General features: G+C 56.5%; 19 protein-coding genes and 1 tRNA gene. 8 read left to right on the top strand and 12 right to left on the bottom strand.

The features are described from left to right. Window positions 1-59: 59 nt before the first annotated feature. From J0X15_RS00215 to J0X15_RS00230, 4 genes are all read right to left on the bottom strand, one after another. Window positions 60-437, bottom strand: coding sequence for a hypothetical protein (locus J0X15_RS00215; protein WP_206937143.1), 378 nt, complete (start codon window positions 435-437; stop codon window positions 60-62). 337 nt (window positions 438-774) lie between these two features. After that, window positions 775-1011 carry a RebB family R body protein gene (locus tag J0X15_RS00220; protein WP_206937144.1) on the bottom strand — a complete coding sequence of 79 codons (237 nt, stop codon included), beginning with the start codon at window positions 1009-1011 and terminating at the stop codon, window positions 775-777. A gap of 113 nt (window positions 1012-1124) precedes the next feature. After that, window positions 1125-1667, bottom strand: a complete 543-nt coding sequence (locus tag J0X15_RS00225) for an RNA polymerase sigma factor (protein ID WP_209014976.1) — start codon at window positions 1665-1667, stop codon at window positions 1125-1127. A gap of 488 nt (window positions 1668-2155) precedes the next feature. Further along, window positions 2156-2231 (bottom strand) — tRNA-Lys (locus J0X15_RS00230). 706 nt (window positions 2232-2937) lie between these two features. Between J0X15_RS00230 and J0X15_RS00235 the strand changes: the two genes are divergently transcribed. After that, window positions 2938-4713, top strand: a complete 1776-nt coding sequence (locus J0X15_RS00235; RefSeq protein WP_206937146.1) for an acetolactate synthase 3 large subunit — start codon at window positions 2938-2940, stop codon at window positions 4711-4713. A gap of 14 nt (window positions 4714-4727) precedes the next feature. Further along, the gene (gene ilvN, locus J0X15_RS00240) at window positions 4728-5303 is read left to right on the top strand and encodes an acetolactate synthase small subunit (protein ID WP_206937154.1); all 576 of its coding nucleotides are present in this window, start codon (window positions 4728-4730) and stop codon (window positions 5301-5303) included. Between the two features lie 92 nt (window positions 5304-5395). Here ilvN and J0X15_RS00245 read toward each other — a convergent pair whose 3' ends face one another. Beyond that, complete coding sequence (locus tag J0X15_RS00245) at window positions 5396-6175, bottom strand: YkgJ family cysteine cluster protein (RefSeq protein WP_206937156.1); 780 nt, start codon at window positions 6173-6175, stop codon at window positions 5396-5398. A gap of 507 nt (window positions 6176-6682) precedes the next feature. Between J0X15_RS00245 and serA the strand changes: the two genes are divergently transcribed. Next, a complete protein-coding gene (serA, locus tag J0X15_RS00250; protein WP_206937157.1) occupies window positions 6683-7927 on the top strand; it encodes a phosphoglycerate dehydrogenase in 1245 nt (414 codons plus the stop codon). A 212-nt stretch (window positions 7928-8139) separates the two neighbouring features. On the opposite strand, the gene J0X15_RS00255 is transcribed toward serA, so the two are convergent. Further along, on the bottom strand, window positions 8140-9399 hold the full coding sequence (locus tag J0X15_RS00255) for a GGDEF domain-containing protein (RefSeq protein ID WP_206937159.1): 1260 nt from the start codon (window positions 9397-9399) through the stop codon (window positions 8140-8142). A gap of 343 nt (window positions 9400-9742) precedes the next feature. On the opposite strand from J0X15_RS00255, the gene J0X15_RS00260 reads away from it, so the two are divergent. Both J0X15_RS00260 and J0X15_RS00265 read left to right on the top strand, forming a co-directional pair. Beyond that, complete coding sequence (locus J0X15_RS00260; protein ID WP_206937160.1) at window positions 9743-10489, top strand: pyridoxine 5'-phosphate synthase; 747 nt, start codon at window positions 9743-9745, stop codon at window positions 10487-10489. A 2-nt stretch (window positions 10490-10491) separates the two neighbouring features. Further along, window positions 10492-11115 (top strand): LysE family translocator, encoded by a 624-nt coding sequence (locus tag J0X15_RS00265; RefSeq protein WP_206937162.1) that lies wholly within the window; start codon window positions 10492-10494, stop codon window positions 11113-11115. A gap of 33 nt (window positions 11116-11148) precedes the next feature. Here J0X15_RS00265 and J0X15_RS00270 read toward each other — a convergent pair whose 3' ends face one another. Continuing rightward, entirely contained in the window at window positions 11149-11532 is a 384-nt protein-coding gene (locus J0X15_RS00270; protein ID WP_206937163.1) for a DUF4087 domain-containing protein, read from the bottom strand. A 97-nt stretch (window positions 11533-11629) separates the two neighbouring features. Further along, complete coding sequence (locus J0X15_RS00275; RefSeq protein WP_206937165.1) at window positions 11630-12499, bottom strand: matrixin family metalloprotease; 870 nt, start codon at window positions 12497-12499, stop codon at window positions 11630-11632. A 435-nt stretch (window positions 12500-12934) separates the two neighbouring features. Between J0X15_RS00275 and J0X15_RS00280 the strand changes: the two genes are divergently transcribed. Both J0X15_RS00280 and ilvC read left to right on the top strand, forming a co-directional pair. Further along, on the top strand, window positions 12935-13585 hold the full coding sequence (locus tag J0X15_RS00280) for a TetR/AcrR family transcriptional regulator (RefSeq protein ID WP_206937168.1): 651 nt from the start codon (window positions 12935-12937) through the stop codon (window positions 13583-13585). Between the two features lie 83 nt (window positions 13586-13668). Beyond that, window positions 13669-14688, top strand: a complete 1020-nt coding sequence (gene ilvC, locus J0X15_RS00285; protein WP_206937170.1) for a ketol-acid reductoisomerase — start codon at window positions 13669-13671, stop codon at window positions 14686-14688. A 198-nt stretch (window positions 14689-14886) separates the two neighbouring features. Here the strand turns inward: ilvC and J0X15_RS00290 are convergent, their stop codons facing one another. Next, on the bottom strand, window positions 14887-15927 hold the full coding sequence (locus J0X15_RS00290) for a PAS domain-containing sensor histidine kinase (protein WP_206937173.1): 1041 nt from the start codon (window positions 15925-15927) through the stop codon (window positions 14887-14889). A gap of 433 nt (window positions 15928-16360) precedes the next feature. On the opposite strand from J0X15_RS00290, the gene J0X15_RS00295 reads away from it, so the two are divergent. Then, window positions 16361-17506, top strand: a complete 1146-nt coding sequence (locus J0X15_RS00295; protein ID WP_206937175.1) for a GGDEF domain-containing protein — start codon at window positions 16361-16363, stop codon at window positions 17504-17506. Between the two features lie 49 nt (window positions 17507-17555). Here J0X15_RS00295 and J0X15_RS00300 read toward each other — a convergent pair whose 3' ends face one another. The 3 genes from J0X15_RS00300 to J0X15_RS00310 are packed head-to-tail and all read right to left on the bottom strand — an operon-like array spanning window position 17556 to window position 20214. Next, window positions 17556-18518 (bottom strand): D-alanyl-D-alanine carboxypeptidase family protein, encoded by a 963-nt coding sequence (locus J0X15_RS00300; RefSeq protein ID WP_206937178.1) that lies wholly within the window; start codon window positions 18516-18518, stop codon window positions 17556-17558. 11 nt (window positions 18519-18529) lie between these two features. After that, entirely contained in the window at window positions 18530-19291 is a 762-nt protein-coding gene (locus J0X15_RS00305) for an ABC transporter permease (protein ID WP_206937181.1), read from the bottom strand. Continuing rightward, the gene (locus J0X15_RS00310) at window positions 19291-20214 is read right to left on the bottom strand and encodes an ABC transporter ATP-binding protein (RefSeq protein ID WP_206937183.1); all 924 of its coding nucleotides are present in this window, start codon (window positions 20212-20214) and stop codon (window positions 19291-19293) included. The genes J0X15_RS00305 and J0X15_RS00310 overlap by 1 nt, the downstream gene beginning before the upstream one ends. Window positions 20215-20431 lie beyond the last annotated feature (217 nt).

The raw sequence follows: 20431 nt of genomic DNA on the forward strand, positions 1-20431 counted from the left end.
CACCAGTCCCGTCGCCCTCCGGAGCGAACAGCATGTGAGGTTTCGGACGCATGGTTTCCCTAACCTTCCAGGTCTCCGATGACGGTGCTGTTGGCAGTTCCTGCAGTTGACGCGACAGACCCATAAACAGTGACTGCGCCCTGCACCATCGTCTGGATGTCTTGCATCAACGTGGTCACCGTCGGCGCTTCCTTCGGCCCCTCCGCCGCCAGTTTGATCGCCACGGCTTGGCCGGCGACAGCAATTTGCATGATGGCATTCATGTAATTGGCAGCATCTTGAACCGCGAGACCTGTTGTGGTCTCCACCATCATCTCCGGGCCCAGTTTCACCATCTCTGGTGCTGCGGCCGCCGTCTCGGCGTTGGAAAACTGCACCGCCTGGACAATTTGGCTGTTCAGGGCGGACGTATCCGGCGATGGTTCCGGTTTCGTCATGGGACGGGCTCCTCGCGGTTGGCTCGTTATGGTGTCCTGGCTTTGTCGCAGTTTGAGACGGCCTGGATGAAGACGGCCATCGCCCCCGCGCGACAGCTTCGGCATGTTCAGCCGCTCTTGCTCTACTGCACGCCTTTGCGGTTCACCGACAGTTTGCGCTCCACTGGCCGCGGCTCCAAGTGTAGCCTCCACGTCACCAGCGGAAATCTCACGACCGAAGGCAGCAGGCTCCGACTGTCCGCCAGCCCTTTGCCGTGGCGCACTTCGGCCAAACCATCCAAACAGCCCCATTGTAGCAACTCCCAACACTCACCAAACACCCGGCTTGCATCCCGGACTACTTGATCGACGGTTCGCCGATATCCATGATGAGCTGGACCGCCTTGGAGACGACAGCCGTCGTTATCTGGTTCATCGCCTGCTGGGAATGAACCGCGTTTTGAATTGAAAGCCCGGATGCATGACTGGACACCTGATACAGGCTGGCAATCGCCTGTGCCGGTGCTTCTGCCACTACTTTCACATTGGTCTGGGTGACCGCATCGGTAATCTGAGAATTGACATGGTCGGCCATCTCGTTGTTCCGCCTGATCTGGGCGCCTCAGGCACAGCCCTCCTGCTGGCGGAAGATGTCTCTCCAACCACCGGACAGCAAGCTGATCCGTCGCGCATGTTTAAATGGACGCCTTAACCGGTGACTTGTGAACGGTCGGAAAGATCTCCCGCCCAGATATCCAGGTCCTCGCCCAGTGCATGGCGCAGTTTTTCCCGCAAATGCTGGACACGTTTGCGGGCCAGCGTTTCCGTAATTTCCAGATGGTTCGCGATTTCCCGGTAGCTGCACTCATCCAGGAATCGCAAGCTAAAGACCTGTCGCAATTCCTCCGGCAAGCATTCCACCGCTAGCAAAACCCTCTGCAAAGCTTCTTGATAGCGCAGCAGGTTCTCCTGATCGGGAGTTGTGTCGGCAAATCCGGCGATATGATCCTGGTGCACATCGGTCTTGAAATCACGCATCGTGCGTTCTGGGCTCTGCCGTCGAATTCGGCTGATGTGTTCGTTCCTCATCGCAAACAGCAGGAAAGCACGTGGCTCCAGAACGTCGGTTCCATGGCGCTCCACATGGGTAACCGCCTTGATCAGGGTAGAAGAGAGGAGATCCTCGGCTTCGTCCCGATCGCCTCGGGTCAATCGCAGAGCGCGCCGCCGCAAGACGAGAGCATCGCTCATCCAACTTCGCCAAAGACCACGGGCAGAAGTAACAGGTATATCCCTCACCCAGGCTTCGTAGATCATGGCACCCCACATATTTGTTTGCGGTGATCGGCAGGTATACAGAATGACGCTAGGAGTTAATTCTTGTGAATAAATTCCATCTATTTTTTAACCGCAAGCTCAGAGAAAAGACTTCTGGGTAAGCCGACGCATCATCACAGATGACAGAACGCCGAGAAAGGAACACAACAAGAACATTCAACATAGGGTTGAATGTTCAGAAATACAATCAAAGATTGCTGAGGGGTTGTATTTCCATATGGAAGGTGAACAGGGATGTTGAAGAGAAGCAGCAGCAGAGCAGGCAAGCCAGCTCAGCTGAAAGTGCATCACACTTCACGTGCGCGCAACAGACATGGCAACGGGGCAGCGTCGACAACGCAAAACCCATGAACGCAAAACTGCGCCCAAGTCATCTGCAACGAAATGAAAAATGAGAGAAGTGGTGGGTGCACGGGGATTCGAACCCAGGACCGGCTGATTAAGAGTCAGCTGCTCTACCAACTGAGCTATACACCCACAGATCTGCATTCGAGCAAACCGTGACCGCTTGGTGAGGCGGTGTCGAAGCGCGCCGCAGCGCGTCGATGGGCGGTGTATATAGGCCCCTTTCCCGGGGCGCAATCCCCCAGTTGATTTTTTTATGACGAGAGGCTTCGCCTTTGTGGGTAACCGCTGGTAATCTCCCTCTTACACTTTGACAACAAAAGAGAATTTCGCGCTGAACCACGAGAAAACCGCCCATTCCAGATGGCATCCCCAGAGAGTTTCGGTAATTTTCAGAAAGCCAAGGCTCCAATATGGTAACTTTCTTAAATTTAAGGGTTGACCACTCTCCCCTGCCTGACTAATTTGCCGAGCATCAGGCAGCCAGTTGATCCGGAGGCTTGAGCAGGGCGCGCTTCGGTGAACCCTGTCGTGTTCAAAGGTCCATCGCAGGATGGAACACAACAGCAATGTGAGAGACGACTGACATGTCCACGTCCGTCATTCTAGTAGTAGGAAAGCGCGCCACCGGAACGGATTGACCCGTTCGGAACAGGTAGGCGCGCAACATCAGGTCCCAACGGGGCCTTTTTTATTGCCCGTTTCCCCCTCCATTCCGATGACGCTCCCTCGCACAGCTGTCCGGCCACTGGACATGAAGAACTGAAATAACGAGATTGATCGCAAAGCCCTGTCGAAAGGGCGCACACTAAAAAGCCAAGTTTTGAGGAACGCGATAATGACACGGGAGATGACCGGCGCTGAAATGGTGATCCAGGCGCTGAAGGACCAAGGTGTTGAGACGATTTTCGGCTATCCGGGCGGTGCCGTGCTCCCGATTTACGACGAAATCATTCAGCAGGACGGCCTGGAGCACATCCTCGTGCGTCACGAGCAGGGTGCCGGCCATGCCGCCGAAGGCTATGCCCGCTCCACCGGAAAGCCCGGCGTTGTTCTTGTCACCTCCGGCCCAGGCGCAACCAACATGGTCACGGCCCTGACCGATGCCATGATGGACAGTATTCCGCTGGTCTGCATCACCGGCCAGACGGCTACCCATCTGATTGGCACAGATGCCTTTCAGGAGTGCGACACTGTTGGCATCACCCGCCCCTGCACCAAGCACAACTGGCTGGTTCGCGATGTCGACGACCTGGCACGTGTCCTTCACGAAGCCTTTTATGTCGCCACGTCTGGCCGTCCGGGTCCGGTTGTTGTTGATATTCCGAAGGACGTTCAGTTCGCGACCGGCACCTATCAGGCACCGACGACCAATCCGGCTGCCAGCCACAAGAGCTACCGCCCTCAGCTCAAGGGCGATGCACAGGCCATCCGCATTGCGGCAGACCTCATGTCGAAGGCAAAGAAACCCATCTTTTATACCGGCGGCGGGGTTATCAATTCTGGCCCGCAGGCGTGCCAGTTGCTGCGAGAACTGGTTCAGCTCACCGGCTTCCCCATCACATCGACTCTGATGGGTCTTGGCTCCTATCCGGCCTCCGGTGACCATTGGCTCGGCATGCTCGGCATGCATGGCACTTACGAAGCCAACATGACGATGCATGATTGCGACGTCATGATCTGCGTCGGTGCGCGCTTCGACGACCGGATCACCGGCCGCCTCGATGCCTTTGCGCCCAACGCCACCAAGATCCATATCGACATCGACCCCTCCTCGATCAACAAGGTGGTCAAGGTCGACCTGCCGATCATCGGCGACGTCGGTCACGTGCTGGAAGATCTGGTTCGCATCTGGCGCGCCTCCTCCCTGACTGCGGACAAAACGGCGTTGAAGGAGTGGTGGAGCCAGATCGACAAGTGGCGGGCTCGCAAGTCGCTCTCCTATCGCCCCAGCGAAGATCTGATCATGCCGCAGTATGCGCTGCAACGTTTGTATGAAAAGACCAAGGATCGGAAGACTTTCATCTCCACGGAAGTCGGCCAGCACCAGATGTGGGCAGCCCAGTTTTATGGCTTTGAAGAGCCCAACCGCTGGCTGACCTCCGGCGGCCTCGGCACCATGGGCTATGGCCTGCCTGCTGCCATCGGCGCGCAAGTCGCTCACCGCGACGCTCTCTGCATCGATGTGGCCGGTGACGCCTCCATCCTGATGAATATTCAGGAAATGTCGACAGCCGTTCAGTTCGGCCTGCCGGTCAAGGTGTTCATCCTGAACAACCAGTACATGGGCATGGTCCGCCAGTGGCAGCAGCTACTCCACGGCAACCGCCTGTCCCATTCCTACACGGACAGCTTGCCTGATTTCGTCAAGCTGGCAGAAGCCTACGGCGGCGTCGGCATGCGCGTTCACAAGCCGCATGAACTGGACGATGCCATCGACGAGATGCTTGCCGTCGACAAACCGGTGATTTTTGATTGCCGCGTTGCCAACCTGGCCAACTGCTTCCCGATGATCCCGTCGGGCAAGGCTCACAATGAAATGCTGCTGCCTGATGAGGCAACCGACGAAGCGGTCGCCAACGCCATCGACGATGCCGGCAAGATGCTGGTCTGAGGGGAGACACCACAATGAACGCACAATCCAATCCAGGCGCCCCGTCGATCTACTTCATGGCGGAAGTCAGCGACAAGATCGAAACGCACACCCTGTCGGTGATCGTCGACAATGAGCCGGGCGTTCTAGCCCGGGTCATCGGCCTTTTCTCCGGTCGCGGTTACAACATCGATAGCCTGACCGTGTCGGAGACAGAGCACGAGAAACACCTGTCGCGCATCACCATCGTCACCACCGGCACACCTATGGTGATTGAACAGATCCGCCATCAACTGGATCGTCTGGTGCCTGTCCACCGGGTCACCGATCTGACTGTGGAAGCCCAGCTTGCCAGCCAGGACAAGCCACTGGAACGCGAGCTGGCCATGGTCAAGGTGACGGGCACAGGCGAAAAGCGCCTGGAAGCCTTGCGTCTCGGCGATGCCTTCCGCGCCACGGTGATCGACGCCACGACCGAACATTTCGTTTTCGAAATTACCGGTCGCACTTCCAAGATCGAGCAGTTCATCGCCATCATGAAGCCGCTCGGCCTGGCCGAGGTCTCCCGCACCGGCGTTGCAGCCCTCCAACGCGGACCTGAAGGTCTCTGATCGTTCAGGTCTTTGTGACTGAAAAAGCAAAAAAGCCTGTCGTGGAACCACGGCAGGCTTTTTTTCGACGGGTTCAGTGCTTCGCAAATTTCCTATGTAGCAGAAGTCACGGGAATGAACTGAAAGGCTCCGGAGTTCGCGGACTGGGTCAAGGCCGCCCCCTGGGCAGCAAGGTGCTCGGCAATCTCGACGGATGAAGCCGCAAAATCCCACTCGCCAACCACCACCTCACGCGCAGAGGACACCTTGTCCAGCGCATCTGCGAAACGCGTCATATCCGGAAAATAGGCGGTAAACCCATCTCCCTTCAGCGCAGCCGTTCCAATCCCCAGTTCGGCACAAATCGCTGCACGCAAGGACACTTGCTCATAATTCGTCTGCCGTGACAGCACGATCAATCGCGCAAGTTCCGCGTCGGCCGGCAATCCGTTGCGCAAATACGGTTCGCTTTGCTGCCAAGCCTCAGGCGGGCAATCCTTTTCCTCTTGCAGCATCACCAGATCCGGGACGATTTCCATCGGATAGATCCGGCACACTAGCGGGCGCCGCTCATAGATCCTGCATCGCTTGTCGTCATCGAGATGCATGCACTCTGCCGGATTGAAGGCAGCAAGGTTGATGGCGACATGCGCCTGCGTCTGGCCGCTGAGAACCTCCTGCGATCGTTTGACAACATGGGCCAACTCCTTGCCCCATGGTCGCACCAAGCTGCTTTCCAACAGCGCCTCAACCAAAATGACGATCTGTCCACCGTCAGCAGCCCATTGTCGCGCCTCGCCGAGTGTCAGCGGCACATGATGGCCTGTGCAACACTTACCACAACCAACGCAGGCAAAATTTACATCAGCCCGCTGTGGGGAAAGGTTCGGCATTCGGCAATTGCTCCGGAATCACTGGTTTTTTCTACCGATCCCGGCTACCTGAACAGCTGATTTCTGACAATGGCTTCCCGGTTCACAAGAGCGTTAGGGACCCCGCCCCGAGGTTCTTCCCTGGCTAGCTCGCTGTAAGACCAACGAAGCGGCATAAATGCCATGGTGACGCCATGGCATGACGAAACATCACCTTGAAACAGGCATCGTTTCAGCATCACCCCGGCCAGACAAAGGACATCGCATTGACCTCAACTGCCACCACCGCTGCCGCCTCCAGCTTCCCATTATAACGGCGTGAGGCGCAGTCAAGGTGCACCTTTAATCTTGAGGCAAGCTGGCCACGCCCTTCCCGTCACTCTCCACCCTTGTCGGCATATCCCTTTCAGCGTATACGGATCCGGCTTGACTGAGCCGGGCCTTATCCCTCTGCCCGGAGCCACTTTTCGCACCAGTTCCAGACCCTTGCGAACTGACCCACTGCGAACCGAAAAAAGGCATAGAGCCATGATTAACGGTCTGTCCCGACCGAAGAACCAAATTCGCTGGTTGCTGCTGGAGGGGATCTCCCCCACCGCCACCGCGATTGTGGAAAAAGCCGGCTATACAAACTACGAAGTTCTGCCGACCGCCCTCGACAAGGAGGCGCTGATCGATCGGCTGCAGGGTGTCCACATCCTCGGTATTCGCTCTCGCACGCAGTTGACAGAAGAAGTTCTTGAAGCCGCCAAGACGCTTGTGGCCGTCGGCTGTTTCTCCGTCGGCACCAACCAGGTCGATCTGGAAGCCGCCGTGAAGCGTGGCGTACCTGTCTTCAACGCGCCGTTCTCCAACACGCGATCCGTCGCAGAACTGACGATTGCCGAAATCGTCATGCTGATGCGCGGCATCTTCCCGAAGTCGACCGCCGCCCATGAAGGCCGCTGGCTGAAGACGGCCGCAGGCTCCCACGAGGTGCGTGGCAAGACGCTGGGCATCGTCGGCTATGGCAACATTGGTACGCAGCTGTCCAACCTGGCGGAAGCCATGGGCATGCGGGTGATCTACCACGATCTGATCGACAAGCTTCAGCATGGCAACGTGATGCCCGCCGAGAGCCTGGACGAGCTGCTAGCTCAGTCTGATGTCGTGTCCCTGCATGTGCCGGATACGCCAGAAACCCGCAACATGTTCACCTCCGAACATATCTCAAAGATGAAGAAGGGCGCCTTCCTCATCAACAATGCGCGCGGCAAGGTCGTCGATATTAACGCCCTCGCCTCGGCTCTTAAATCCAATCATCTTGCTGGCGCTGCCATCGACGTGTTCCCGACCGAACCCAAGTCCAACAACGACGAGTTCCTCTCGCCGCTGCGTAGGCTGGAAAACGTCATCCTCACCCCGCATATTGGCGGCTCCACTCTGGAGGCCCAGTCGCGCATTGGCGAGGAAGTGGCAAAGAAGCTGGTGGAATACTCCGATGTCGGCTCGACCATCGGGTCCGTCAACTTCGCCGAAGTGCAGCTGCCGAAAGGCACCGATGCAACCCGCTTCATCCAGGTGCACCAGAACGCACCGGGAGCGCTGCGGACGCTGAACGACCTCTTCGCCCGTCATGAGCTGAACATCTCCGGCCAGTACCTGAAAGTCTACAAGGACATCGGCTATGTGGTGGTGGACGTGGACAGCCAGGTCGCCGATTCAGAAATCATTCTGGAAGAGATCCGCAAGCTGCCCAACACCATTCGCGCACGTCTGTTGAACCGGGTCTAAGCCCCGACCACGCCGACGCTGCGAGTTCAAAGCCCCGGTCACAACACCGGGGCTTTTCATTTCCGGATGGCGTCTATCGTCCTCTAACGCAGCACTGATATTGGCAGGCGCTCACGAAGGACGAGAACGAGGGTGGCCGGCCTCTGTAGCCCTGCCTTTTGCTTCACACGACCGCACTCAAGCATCAAATCAACTTAAGCTGAAATTGACGCTTAGGTCTGAGGGTCTGGACCATTGACCCTGTTCCGGCCCGCGCGCTTTGCATCGTAGAGACGGCTGTCGGCAGCCGCAAACAGCTCCTCCACGCTACTTCCGTCCTGTGGCGCACTCGCCACCCCGATGCTGACTGTCACTGCCGTCGGCATAGACGTCTTGCTGTAATCCTGAATGACCCCGCGAAGCCTGTCGGCAAGAGAAATCGCACCGCTTGCCGGCAGCCGCTCACAGAGCAGAACGAACTCTTCCCCACCGAAGCGATATAGATGATCGCCGGCGCGCAGGTTTTCCATCAGCAGTGCGGCAATCTTCTTCAACACCTCATCTCCCACCTGATGCCCATGCCGGTCGTTCACCTGCTTGAAGTGATCGATATCAATGACCAGCATCGACAAGGCCCGGCGCTCCGCCAGGCTGGTAGCGAGGATCTCGGGCGCATTTTGATCATAGTGCCGACGGTGCAGAGTGCCCGTCAGATGATCGTGGTTGGTTTGTTCCAACAAACGCTCGTAGCGCTCGCGATACGTCAAGACTTCGAAGACATCCCTGAATGATCTATCGGTAAACCAATGCGAGGTACTGGAGAAAAACCGCAGGTAGATGACGAAAAAGCCGCTGTAGAGCAGCGTCGCGAACATTTTCGCAATCCAGCCACCCCAGAAGACATGAAGTGGTGCTCCCGACACATAATGCAGGGCCAGGAAGAAACCCGCCTGATCGAACGTCAGAACGACGGCACCGCAGACCAGAATCCGTAAGCCCAGATGCTTGCCGAACAGGGATCCTACGCGCTCATACAGAACGATAATTGCAATCGAGTCGATGAAGAGAAGGATCGTCCCCCATATCATCAACCAGCCCATCTCATCGACGAAGGCAATGTCAGGAAGCCGTCCCCCCGTCACTGCGACTGTATCGTGATTGCGCAGCACCATCACCAACGCGACAATTAGAAAATTGCCAATCAGCAAGCCATAGATAGGCTGGCGCGCCACCATTGCATCTTCGCGGATATACAGCAGCAAGATCATCAGCAGCTTGCCCGAGAACAGGATCGTTGATCCAGGCGAAACAATTCCAAACGGGAGCTGAATGTAGAACACGCTGGCGAGATATGTTTCGAGAAAATGCATAACCCCGAGAGCACACATAAAAACGCCGATACCGATCACCTTGCGGGCGCGCAGAAGCGACATCATAACGGTGAAATAGACCGCAGCCTGAGCTAATAGGAGAAGTGCATTTGTGGTTGCCATATCTTGCTGTAGCAACTTGTGACGAATTGACAAGACTGCCCTCTAGCCGTTTGGGGCGTTTTCCAATCATTCCCCCAAAGCCTTCACGTGTCCGCAGTGGAAGCCGCAATCTGCGCTTCGCCAATGCCGGCATGGCAAGGCCTTTGCGCTCCGTCATATTGGACGCGATTCGTCATTTTCATTGTCCTTAGAGACAATTATCCATTTGACTCGACTGAAAATCGGCTCGATTTTGCTTGGGAGTTGGAACCTGCTTCCTCACCTGTCATCTGAAGACGCTCCCACCCTGGTTGATGCGCCTGAGCTGACAGATCTATCCGTTTGAAACACTTCGAGATTTCTCATGTCTACGTCCCGCCTCTCCGTGAATGTCAACGCCATCGCGATGCTTCGCAACCGAAGGGATCTCCCTTGGCCGAGCGTCTGCGGGCTGGCCGCCATCGCCATGGAGGCCGGGGCGAAGGGGATTACCGTCCACCCTCGTCCGGATGAGCGCCACATCCGCAAGACAGACGTTCTTGACCTCGCCGAACTCATCGAGGACAGGTTCCCCAACAAGGAACTCTGCCTGGAAGGCTACCCGACCGAAGACTTCATGAAGCTCGTGGAACAGGCCCGGCCAGATCAGGTTCTGTTTGTGCCCGACGATCCAGACCAGACCACCTCCGACCACGGTTGGCAATTCGACAAGGACCTCTCCAGTCTGACGACAGCGATTGCGGCCGCGCATGAATGGAACATCACGGTTTCTCTGTTCTGCGATCCTGATCCCGCAGCGCCGGCCCGCGCTGCTGCCTTGGGAGCTGAGCGGATCGAAATCTACACCGGCCCCTATGGCGCTTGTCACGACAATGCGGATCTAGCCGAAAAAGAACTGGCCAAAGTGGTCGAGACAGCAGAGGTCGCTCGCACGGCTGGTCTTGGCGTCAATGCTGGGCATGACCTGACGGTTGAAAACATTCCTGCGCTCCTCGCCAAAGCCCCCTTCATTCGCGAGATGTCCATCGGTCACGGGTTCACGGCTGATGCCCTGATCCATGGCTTCGCAGACAGCGTGAAGCGCTTCCGGGCCTCGATGGGCGAACTCTGACCATGTCCCTCGAAACCTGGCTCCTCTTCATACTCGTCGCGCTGGTTCCTGCGGTCTCACCCGGCCCCGGTGTGATGCTGGCAATCCACAACACTCTGCGCTTCGGGCGCAACGCAACGCTTGCATCGGCCACAGGCAACGCTGTCGGACTGGTTGTGATCGGGCTCTCGGTCGCCTTCGGGTTCGGCGCTTTGATGGCAACATCAGCCGCCGCTTTTACCGTACTAAAGCTGATCGGCGCTGCCTATCTGATTTACATCGGCATCAAGGTCTGGCGAGATAAATCCGGCTTCAACGCGCTGGATGACGCCTTGAGTCCACGAAAAAGCTACCATGCCCTGTTTTTGCAGGCATTTCTGGTTTCCGTGACCAACCCCAAGGCAATCCTGGTTATTACTGCATTGTTCCCGCAATTCATGGCCAAAGACGGAATTCATCTGGATCAGGCTGCGGTTCTATCGTTTACCTATGCAACACTATGCTGGGCAAACCATGCAGGCATTGCCTTTGCTGGCAACTCAGTCCGCAGGTTCCTCACCTCAGAGAAACGCCTGAAGATGACCCGTCGCCTCACCGGCGGTCTATTCATCGGCTTCGGCGCTGCATTGGCAGGTGCCAGCCGTTAATCTCTTCCGGCGCAATCAGGGGCACTTACCAAACTACTGCGCCAGCGCCGGGTCACTGTCACATCGCGACAACGGAATCTGGGTGAAGGAGTGAATGGCCGTAATATAGGGTTCCCCTTCGTAAATGGAGGTATCGGCCTCAGCACAGGCACATCCGTAGCCATAGTTGCCGTTTGACTTTCGGTAGTCACCAGCGGAAATGTCGCCAATCCGATCCATGCCCAACGGTTCCCACGGAGTTCCTTGAGTACGAATGGTCCAGGTTTCGTCCGCATCGGTGAACCACCAGTTCCCCGGCGTTGGATTCTGTATCCAGCCACAACGGGTTTCCGCTGCTGCAGCCCACCCGCTACCTAGCGCTCCGGTCAGAAACACACTCAAACCAGCGGCCCTGAAAATCTTCCAATTGCCATCCATATGACGTCCCCTTCCGACCAAGTCGCAATGAAGTGGTTAAGAAGACAGCCTAGCCCGCCTGCCGGAAATACCATAGCTTTTCCAGCGAGGCTTGATGCTAGCGCGCCGGACCGTAGAGCGCTACAGCACCTGCAATATCACCTTCAGATAAGCCGTTGCGCGCTTCCGTGTACTTGAAATGCATCAGGGATCCGCGACGGGCCGGGTGATCAAGGCCAATCGCATGGCCAATTTCATGCGTAAATGTGTGGGTCAGATCGTAGGTCTTCAGATTTCCGTCAAAGCCGAGCTTCCAGTCATGAACCGGGTTCAGGCAAACGGCGGATTTTTCGATAACGGAAACGGGCCGGCTACGTCGACGCGAATTCGTCGTGATAACGCCCTCAAGCGGCTGCACCCGGTTAAGCGCGCGCTCGCCACCAACTTCATTACCGATAAAGCTGACAGGTCCCCTTGCAACATCGCTTTCAATCTGGCGCACATTTGCAAAAGCATAACCACGCGGGATCATCTGGCTACCGATAACGATGTTGGCCATTTCGACTGAGGCTGATTCACGAAACTGCAAGTCTGCGACATTCGACCAGCGTTTGAATGCGGAGCGAGCGGCTGAGCGGATTTCCTGTCGGGTGAAGCCACTGCGTGAGCTCAGGGTCTTGAACCCGGTCATCGCCGTACAATTGCGTGCCTTGCTATCGCGAACAGGTCCTTCAAGGAAGGCATAGGTCACGACAGCCCCGCTCCCAAGTGTCGGCCGGCCCCATTTCACGAGTGACCCATTCAGCTTGAGGAGCTTATAGGCGCTCTTCAAAGCCTTCTCCTGAACTGCTCCGGCTGCAATAGCGTCTCGGCCGGACGTAAGCCCCACAGTCACACTGGCCAAAACTGCCAGTACGACCCCGGTTCTCGCCCAGGATCTGGTGCGCCAGGGTGTCCCCTCGGCGGTGATCCGATGGTTCCAGGTCATATGCCCCTCTACCGCTTTGGCAACTCTGAGTCCCGGACCCTCATCCGGTGGCGACTCGGTTGCCTTGCTGTCAGCAGATAGAATGAATCATCTCAGTCGAAGCGCCTATCCGCAAGAACGCGCAATCAGTTTTCCCTATGCCGGTAAACAATTTGACTACGTATCCCACAGCAAAAACCGCAGACCTGTGCGGGTTATCAATGACATTTCCTGTGAGACACATTTTTTCCGGCTCCCCCAAGCGTCGCTCCAGCGCGGCATTGGATGAGTTCTCAAGATCATGATTTTCCATCTTGACCTCCCAAATCAACGTCGGTAAATAGCAGTACCGTACCGTACGGTACAAGAATTGACGCATCTGTTTGCGCCACGCAGCATTCCACCCGGACCGTCCGGAAATATCGCTAACCAGAAACACTATCGCCCGTGAATACGATGTCCCTTACAGCAGCACTCACCGATCAAGATTTTGAGAATATTGATTTCACCCCTCGTCAGGAGGCGGTGCTTGAATGTGCTTTGGGGCTGCTTGTTGAAGGCGGTGAAAAGGCTCTGACGACAGCCGGCCTGGCCAGAAAGGCCAACTGCTCAAAAGAGAGCCTTTACAAGTGGTTCGGCGATCGAGACGGCCTTTTGGCAGCTGTGGTTGCCTATCAGGCCAGCAAGGTTCACTTCCCGCCGGAAAGTGGCGCGACGGCTGATGGCGCCACCTATCGCGCCTATCTGGTGGACTTCGCCACCGAACTGCTTGCCGTGCTTTTCGGCGAGACATCGGTGGCCCTCAATCGTCTTTCCATTGGTCAGTCCAAACGGGAAGACAACCGGCTGGGCCATCTGCTATTGGTCCGCGGCAAGCGCATGATCGCAGCAAAGGCCAGGGGGCTTCTGGAGGCAGGACGCCATCGAGGTTATTTGCGCTTCGACGATGCGACCGAGGCCTATCAGGTGCTTTACGGCCTAGCGGTTCGCGACGTTCACATCCGTCTGTTGCTCGGCGATGAAGCCAGCGAGCAGGAACGCGATCTCAAGGGCCAGGCACAATTGGCGGTAGATCGCTTTTACAAGCTTTTCGGCGTCAGCCTCTGACGCCCGATCACAGTTTCACAGAAATTTCCGGGCACCGACGGCAATAAGTCGGGTTTCGGGGTAAACGGGAGAAAGGAAAACCCATGCGTGTTTATTACGATCGCGACGCCGATCTGAACCTGATCAAATCCAAGAAGGTTGCCATCATCGGTTACGGTTCCCAGGGCCGTGCCCATGCGATGAACCTCAAGGACAGCGGTGCCAAGGAACTCGTCGTTGCTCTGCGCGAAGGCTCCACCACTGCTCTCAAGGCTGAAGCTGATGGCTTCAAGGTCATGACAGTAGCGGAAGCAGCTGCTTGGGCCGACCTGATGATGATGGCCACGCCTGATGAACTTCAGGCCGACATCTACAAGGATCACATCGAAGCCAACATCCGCGACGGCGCAGCTATTGCATTCGCACACGGCCTCAACATTCACTTCGGCCTGATCGAAGCCAAGTCCACTGTTGACGTTCTGATGATCGCCCCGAAGGGCCCAGGTCACACCGTGCGCGGCGAATACCAGAAGGGCGGCGGCGTGCCTTGCCTGATCGCTGTTCATCATGACGCATCGGGCAACGCCCATGACCTCGGCCTGTCCTACGCCTGTGGCGTTGGTGGCGGTCGCTCCGGCATTATCGAAACCACCTTCAAAGAAGAGTGCGAAACCGATCTATTCGGCGAACAGGCTGTTCTGTGTGGCGGTCTCGTCGAGCTGATCCGCGCTGGCTTCGAAACACTGGTTGAGGCCGGCTATGCTCCGGAAATGGCCTACTTCGAGTGCTTGCACGAAGTGAAGCTGATCGTCGACCTGATCTACGAAGGCGGTATCGCCAACATGAACTACTCGATCTCCAACACCGCTGAGTGGGGCGAGTACGTCACTGGACCACGCATCGTGACGTCGGAAACCAAGGCCGAGATGAAGCGCGTCCTGACCGACATTCAGAACGGCAAGTTCACTTCTGATTGGATGCAGGAATACCGTGCAGGTGCTGCCAAGTTCAAGGCAACTCGTCGCCTGAACGATGCACACCAGATCGAAGAAGTCGGCGAAAAGCTCCGCGGCATGATGCCCTGGATCAAGTCCGGCGCACTCGTCGACAAGACCAAGAACTAAGACTGCGCGAGCGCCGGACTGGATCCAGGACATCAAAGTACAGCGCCTGCTCAAAGCAGGCGTGGGGGATCGAATCCGGCGCACTCGTCGACAAGACCAAAAACCAAGGTTCACGCAGTCAGAAAAATACGAAACGGCCCGCTGTTTTCAGCGGGCCGTTTCTGTTTCAAATCTGTGCATCGTTTCAACTGAGCTGGATCAATGGACAGGCAGTTTGTCACGATCCCCAAACAGGCGGTAGACGAAGCCCCCTTCGCCATACTCCATCGAGACCTCGCCGCCGAAATCAACGGGGGCAATCTGGCTCAGCAGAATGCTGCCAAACCCCTCCTTTGAAGGAGGCGCCACAGCAGGCCCTCCCCGTTCCGCCCAGACAAAGAAAAAACCCCTGCCTTCGTCCGCCGTTGTATCAACTCCCCAGGTCACCATGACCGAGCCCGTCCCCTGGCTGAAGGCACCGAACTTAACGGCATTGGTCGTCAGCTCATTGACAGTCAGCGCAAGAGCCATGGATTGCCGCTCGTCGAGATCCAGTCGGGGACCTTCAAAAGTCACCACCCGTCCGTCGCCCAAATGAGGGGACAATGCCGCACGAACAATCTCTTCCAGATCGACCTTGCGAGACTGCGCGTCGAGGATTTTCGTATGTGCGTTGGCAAGGGCCGCAATACGATGCTGCAGCGAAACACGCGCGTCATTGATAGAGATCGAGCCGCGCACGGTCTGATTGGCGATTGCCGCCACTGATGCCAGCATGTTCTTGATGCGATGGTGCAGCTCCCTGTTCAGGAAATCCGTCCGCTTCTGCTGCTCAACCTTGGCGGTGGTTTCAATGACCGTATCCATAAAACCGCAAACGGTTCCACGCTCATCATAGATAGGACTATAGCAGAAGGTGAAGGACGCCGTTTCATCGTAGCCATGGCGGTTTATCACGAGCGGGAAGTCTTCAATGAAGGTCGCCGATCCATTCATCGCCTTTGCGGCAATAGGCTCAATGTCATCCCAGGCCTCTGCCCAGATATCAGCGAAGGAGCGTCCCAGGGAATTCTTCTTCTCTCCCAGGATGGGCGCAAAGGCTGAGTTGTAGATCGTTGTGAGGTCCGAGCCCCAGGCAATGGCCTTCGGGAAATGGGAGTTCAGCATCATTCCACAGGCAATCTTCAGGGCTGGCGGCCAATCCGCCATCGGCCCCAGTGGGGTTGTCTCCCATGGAAATTCCGCAACGGCCCGAGACATATCGTCATCCGTCGGAAAATGCTTTGGTATCATTTGGATGGATGGAACCCCATTGGAACAGACAGCCGACTATATTAATGCTTTGGACGGGTGCAATCTGAGAACGCCGGTGAGAACTGACGGTTCCCGAAAGGACGACGGCAAAACACCTTTACCCGAGCTCTCTTAAGGACTGTTGCCCCACTCTCCACACACGAACAGTTGAACGCAGATCGAGACCTGTAAAAAGAGACGGCCTCAACTCGCAAAAACCACTAAAAAAATATAGTGAATTCCTGCATTCACTATATATGATTCAACCTGTATATCTCACCGAAATTTCCACGATTTCGTTAAAGATTTAACGAAGACTGTAAGCTTTTGGAAACAGCCTGCGCCTAGCTTACCAGCAACCTCACTGGCGCATCTGATCGCCTTAGAGAACTGGCTCTTCATGGACCCCCATACCTTGTTTATCGCCACTGCGCTGGTGCTGGCAGTGTTTTCCGTTGCCTTTGTTGGCGCCTTTCATGAGCTGAAGGATCAAACCTTCTGGCGCACGTGGACTATTGCCAACATCAGCCTCGCCTTGTGCCTCGCACTGAAGTTTATCATTCCAGAGGACGCATCCTTTTCCCGCCAGCTCCCGCTCGTGCTCTTGGGTCTGAGCGGTATCGCCCTATTCTGGAAAGGCGCACGCGAGTTCAATGGTCACAAGGTATCGCAATTCTGGCTGTTTCTCCCGCTTGGGCTTCTTGCAGTAGCTGGTGCCTTTAGCGCTATCACCGGCTACCAGGTCATCTACAGCGTCACCCCCGGCATCATTCTCTCCGGGATCGCACTTGCGGTGGCGTATGAGTACAGTCGCAAACGCGCTACCGCTTTTTCCTCCAGATCAGCTCTCTCCCTGACCTACCTTCTCGCGGCGGTAGACTTCATCACTCTTTCGGTCGAGAGCCTGTTCGTCGCAGCGCAGCCATCGACATTTGTCGAGATGCTCGCTCCCGATGCCCTTCACGGCATGCTCTGGCTTGTATTTGCCTTGACGAACGGGGCTTTCTCTCTCGCCGTGGCTTTCGAGCGCAAGCTCTACGAACAACGTCAAGCAGCCATCCGCGACCCGTTGACGGGAGCGTTCAACCGACGCGAAATGATGCATCGCCTGGAAGCGCTTCTTGAAAAGCCCAACCGTCGGCCCTTCTCGTTTCTTCTGGTGGATCTGGATCATTTCAAGTCGATCAATGATCGCTTCGGCCACGACGCCGGAGACGAAGTGCTGCAGCATTGCGTTGACATGATGCAATGGAGCATCCGCGAGAAGGACTGCCTCGCACGCTTGGGTGGAGAGGAATTCGCTGTCCTGATGCCAAACACAACGGCTGAAGAAGCTACGAAACAGGCAGAGAAGATCAGGCATTCCATCGCCATGGCACCGATGAGCCTGACCGGGCATGACGTTCATGTAACTCTCTCGGCAGGTGTCTACACTGGCATCGGAAAAGGGCTTACCCCAAAACAGATCCTCCGAGCAGCCGACAAGGAACTATATCGGTCCAAGCATGCCGGTCGGAATCAGGTGTCGATCACGCAGGCAGCCTGAGTAAAGGACCAACCGATTGGGCCGCCGAAGTCATCGGGTATTCTGAGGGCTATAACGCTTCGTCCAGCAACGCCGTGACACGGTCATCCCGGACTTTTTCTGAGCTCCCCCCCATTACGACGACGAGCCGTCGGCGCCCACCGCGATTTGCAGTCGCGACCAGATTATAACCGGCAAGCCGAATGTAACCGGTCTTCAGCCCGTCCACCCCTGCAACCCGCCCGATCAGATTGTTGGTTGCCTCGAAGGTCCTGCCTTCAAACTCAAAACTGCGAGCGCGATAAAAAGCCGAGTACTGCGGAAATCGCCGTTTCAACGCCAGACCGAGCCTCGCCATGTCACGAGCCGTGCTCACATGACCTGCATCAGGCAGACCACTGGCGTTCTTGAAACGGGTAGAGCGCATGCCTAACGCTTGCGCCTTGGCCGTCATCTTGCGTGCAAAAGCCCCCTCCGAGCCGGAAATTGCCTCGGCCACCACCACAGCAACATCATTTGCCGACTTCACGGCCATCGCTCGTGCCGCCTGCTCCACCGTGATGGTATCGCCAGCTTTCAGTCCCAGCTTCGCGGGAGGCTGACTTTGTGCATGAGCCGAAACAGCAAGGGCAGAAGACATGGACAGCCGGCCGCTGTTGACCTCCTCGAACAGGAGATAGAGCGTCATCATCTTGGTCAAACTGGCAGGAAACCGGGGTGCATCAGCATTCAACTCGAGAAGCTCCCGGCCCGTACTCATATCGATGACAAGTTCCGAATAGCCACGTGTCTCTGCGGTCAGCGCTGGCGCAGCGTAACCAATTGCAGCAACGCCAGAAGCCTGGGCAACCGGGGTTTGCACGCTCGAATGCGTGTCGGAAGCGGGCAACGGCGATCCAGGCTTCGCGCCTGTCGTGCTCTGGCAAGCCACGAGCGCCAGAGACGCAAGGCTGATGACCGCAATCCGCAGATAAACCTTCAGGCCATTCCGTCTCTCCGCATGTGGCGCAGCACCGAAACCGTCGAGCCCCATAGTCTCTCTCCTCAAGGCTTGAGCTTGTAGCCGGTCTTGAAGATCCAGCGCACCACATAAAGACAGACGCCGAGAAAGATCATCGTCATGCTGATGGAAAGACCCAGGCTGACGTCTGACTGCCCATAGAAGCTCCAGCGGAAACCGGAAATCAAATAAACCACCGGATTGAGCAGGGCGACCTTCTGCCAAGCTTCCGGCAGCATGTCGATCGAATAGAAACTACCACCCAAAAACGCCAGCGGCGTCACAATCAGAAGCGGAAGAAACTGAAGCTTTTCAAAGTTGTCGGCCCAGATTCCGATAATGAACCCGAAGAGCGCGAAGGTGATGGCTGTGAGCAGGAAGAACGTCACCATCCAGACTGGATGCTGGACCTCGATTGGCACGAAGAAACCGGCGGTAAGGAAGATGATGAGCCCCACGATCATCGCTTTCGTCGCCGCTGCCCCCACATAGGCAACAGTGATCTCCAGAAAGGAGACAGGTGCGGAAAGCACTTCGTAAATCATGCCGGTGAACTGTGGGAAATAGATGCCGAACGACGCATTCGACAAGCTTTGGGTCATCAGTGACAACATAATCAGCCCGGGCACGATAAAGGCACCGTACGACACCCCATCGACTTCCGAGATACGTGAGCCAATGGCGCCTCCGAAAACCACGAAATAGAGCGAGGTAGAAAGGACCGGAGAGACCACCGATTGCATCAGAGTGCGCCGCGTGCGCGCCATCTCCCAAAAATAGATGGATTTCATCGCCTGAAAGTTCATCAGTTTGCCCTTACCAGATCGACAAAGATCTCTTCGAGAGAGCTTTGCTTTGTATGAATATCGTCGAACCGCAAACCAGCTTCAGCCAGTGCATTCAAGAGCCCTGTGATACCTGTCCGTTCGCCCTGAGCATCATATGTGTAGCGCAGGCTTCGACCTTCGGCGCCCAGTTCAAGTCCGTAGCCTTTTAGCGACTCAGGAATTTCCGGAAGGGTGTCGCTCAATTCGATCATCAGCTCCTTGCGGCCGAGCTTGCTCATGAGCGCCGCCTTCTCCTCGACCAGGATCAACTCGCCATTGTTGATAACGCCCACACGGTCGGCCATTTCTTCAGCCTCTTCGATGTAATGGGTGGTCAGGATGATCGTCACCCCTTTGTCGCGCAAACGGCTGACGATACGCCACATATCCCGGCGCAACTCGACATCAACGCCTGCGGTCGGCTCGTCAAGAAACAGGATCTTCGGCTGGTGGATCAACGCCTTTGCCACCAGAACCCGGCGCTTCATTCCGCCTGACAGTTCCTTCATCGCCGCATCACGTTTGTCCCAGAGGCTGAGGTCTTTCAAGATCTCTTCGAGAAGCTTTTCATCAGGCGCAAGGCCAAACAGACCACGACTCAAGCGGACCAGATCACGTACACCCTCAAACTGCACTGTCGGCATTTCCTGTGGCACCAGACCGACCAGCCTGCGTGCCTGACGATAGGACGTCTGATTGTCATGCCCGCCGATAAAAACCTGCCCGGACGATGGCTGCACCAACCCGCAGATCGTGCTGATCAACGTGGTCTTGCCTGCGCCATTAGGCCCCAGCAACGCAAAGACCTCGCCTGCATTGATGTCGAGGGAAACGCTCTTCAGCGCCTGAAAACCCCCGGAGTAAGTCTTTTCAAGATCGCGAATGGAAATGATGGGAGTCATGTGAACGGGAAAATCCTCGGGTAGAGTTCCGATTTTCGTAAAGCAGTCCTGCGACATGTGGGGCCGCAAGCGCTCCCGGCAAGGGAGCAAGGCAAGGAGAGGGGCGACTTTGCCAAAACCAACAGCAAAAGAAAAGCGATCTGGCCATCTAAAACTCCGCCATCCCCTTTGCAGCGCAACATCAAGAGAACTAAGCTTGAGCTGAGAAACTCCGATC

This window comes from Roseibium limicola (assembly GCF_017313085.1).
GTDB lineage: Bacteria > Pseudomonadota > Alphaproteobacteria > Rhizobiales > Stappiaceae > Roseibium > Roseibium limicola.

What these genes read in the sequence shown, in the direction of transcription:
- J0X15_RS00270 (WP_206937163.1), bottom strand. Translation starts at nt 11,532, where the DNA reads ATGGATGGCAATTGGAAGATTTTCAGGGCCGCTGGTTTGAGTGTGTTT.
- J0X15_RS00295 (WP_206937175.1), top strand. Translation starts at nt 16,361, where the DNA reads ATGGACCCCCATACCTTGTTTATCGCCACTGCGCTGGTGCTGGCAGTG.
- J0X15_RS00265 (WP_206937162.1), top strand. Translation starts at nt 10,492, where the DNA reads ATGTCCCTCGAAACCTGGCTCCTCTTCATACTCGTCGCGCTGGTTCCT.
- J0X15_RS00310 (WP_206937183.1), bottom strand. Translation starts at nt 20,214, where the DNA reads ATGACTCCCATCATTTCCATTCGCGATCTTGAAAAGACTTACTCCGGG.
- serA (WP_206937157.1), top strand. Translation starts at nt 6,683, where the DNA reads ATGATTAACGGTCTGTCCCGACCGAAGAACCAAATTCGCTGGTTGCTG.
- J0X15_RS00280 (WP_206937168.1), top strand. Translation starts at nt 12,935, where the DNA reads ATGTCCCTTACAGCAGCACTCACCGATCAAGATTTTGAGAATATTGAT.
- J0X15_RS00225 (WP_209014976.1), bottom strand. Translation starts at nt 1,667, where the DNA reads ATGAGCGATGCTCTCGTCTTGCGGCGGCGCGCTCTGCGATTGACCCGA.
- J0X15_RS00260 (WP_206937160.1), top strand. Translation starts at nt 9,743, where the DNA reads ATGTCTACGTCCCGCCTCTCCGTGAATGTCAACGCCATCGCGATGCTT.
- J0X15_RS00290 (WP_206937173.1), bottom strand. Translation starts at nt 15,927, where the DNA reads ATGTCTCGGGCCGTTGCGGAATTTCCATGGGAGACAACCCCACTGGGG.
- ilvN (WP_206937154.1), top strand. Translation starts at nt 4,728, where the DNA reads ATGAACGCACAATCCAATCCAGGCGCCCCGTCGATCTACTTCATGGCG.
- J0X15_RS00220 (WP_206937144.1), bottom strand. Translation starts at nt 1,011, where the DNA reads ATGGCCGACCATGTCAATTCTCAGATTACCGATGCGGTCACCCAGACC.
- J0X15_RS00255 (WP_206937159.1), bottom strand. Translation starts at nt 9,399, where the DNA reads ATGGCAACCACAAATGCACTTCTCCTATTAGCTCAGGCTGCGGTCTAT.
- J0X15_RS00275 (WP_206937165.1), bottom strand. Translation starts at nt 12,499, where the DNA reads ATGACCTGGAACCATCGGATCACCGCCGAGGGGACACCCTGGCGCACC.
- J0X15_RS00300 (WP_206937178.1), bottom strand. Translation starts at nt 18,518, where the DNA reads ATGGGGCTCGACGGTTTCGGTGCTGCGCCACATGCGGAGAGACGGAAT.
- J0X15_RS00245 (WP_206937156.1), bottom strand. Translation starts at nt 6,175, where the DNA reads ATGCCGAACCTTTCCCCACAGCGGGCTGATGTAAATTTTGCCTGCGTT.
- J0X15_RS00305 (WP_206937181.1), bottom strand. Translation starts at nt 19,291, where the DNA reads ATGAACTTTCAGGCGATGAAATCCATCTATTTTTGGGAGATGGCGCGC.
- J0X15_RS00215 (WP_206937143.1), bottom strand. Translation starts at nt 437, where the DNA reads ATGACGAAACCGGAACCATCGCCGGATACGTCCGCCCTGAACAGCCAA.
- ilvC (WP_206937170.1), top strand. Translation starts at nt 13,669, where the DNA reads ATGCGTGTTTATTACGATCGCGACGCCGATCTGAACCTGATCAAATCC.
- J0X15_RS00235 (WP_206937146.1), top strand. Translation starts at nt 2,938, where the DNA reads ATGACACGGGAGATGACCGGCGCTGAAATGGTGATCCAGGCGCTGAAG.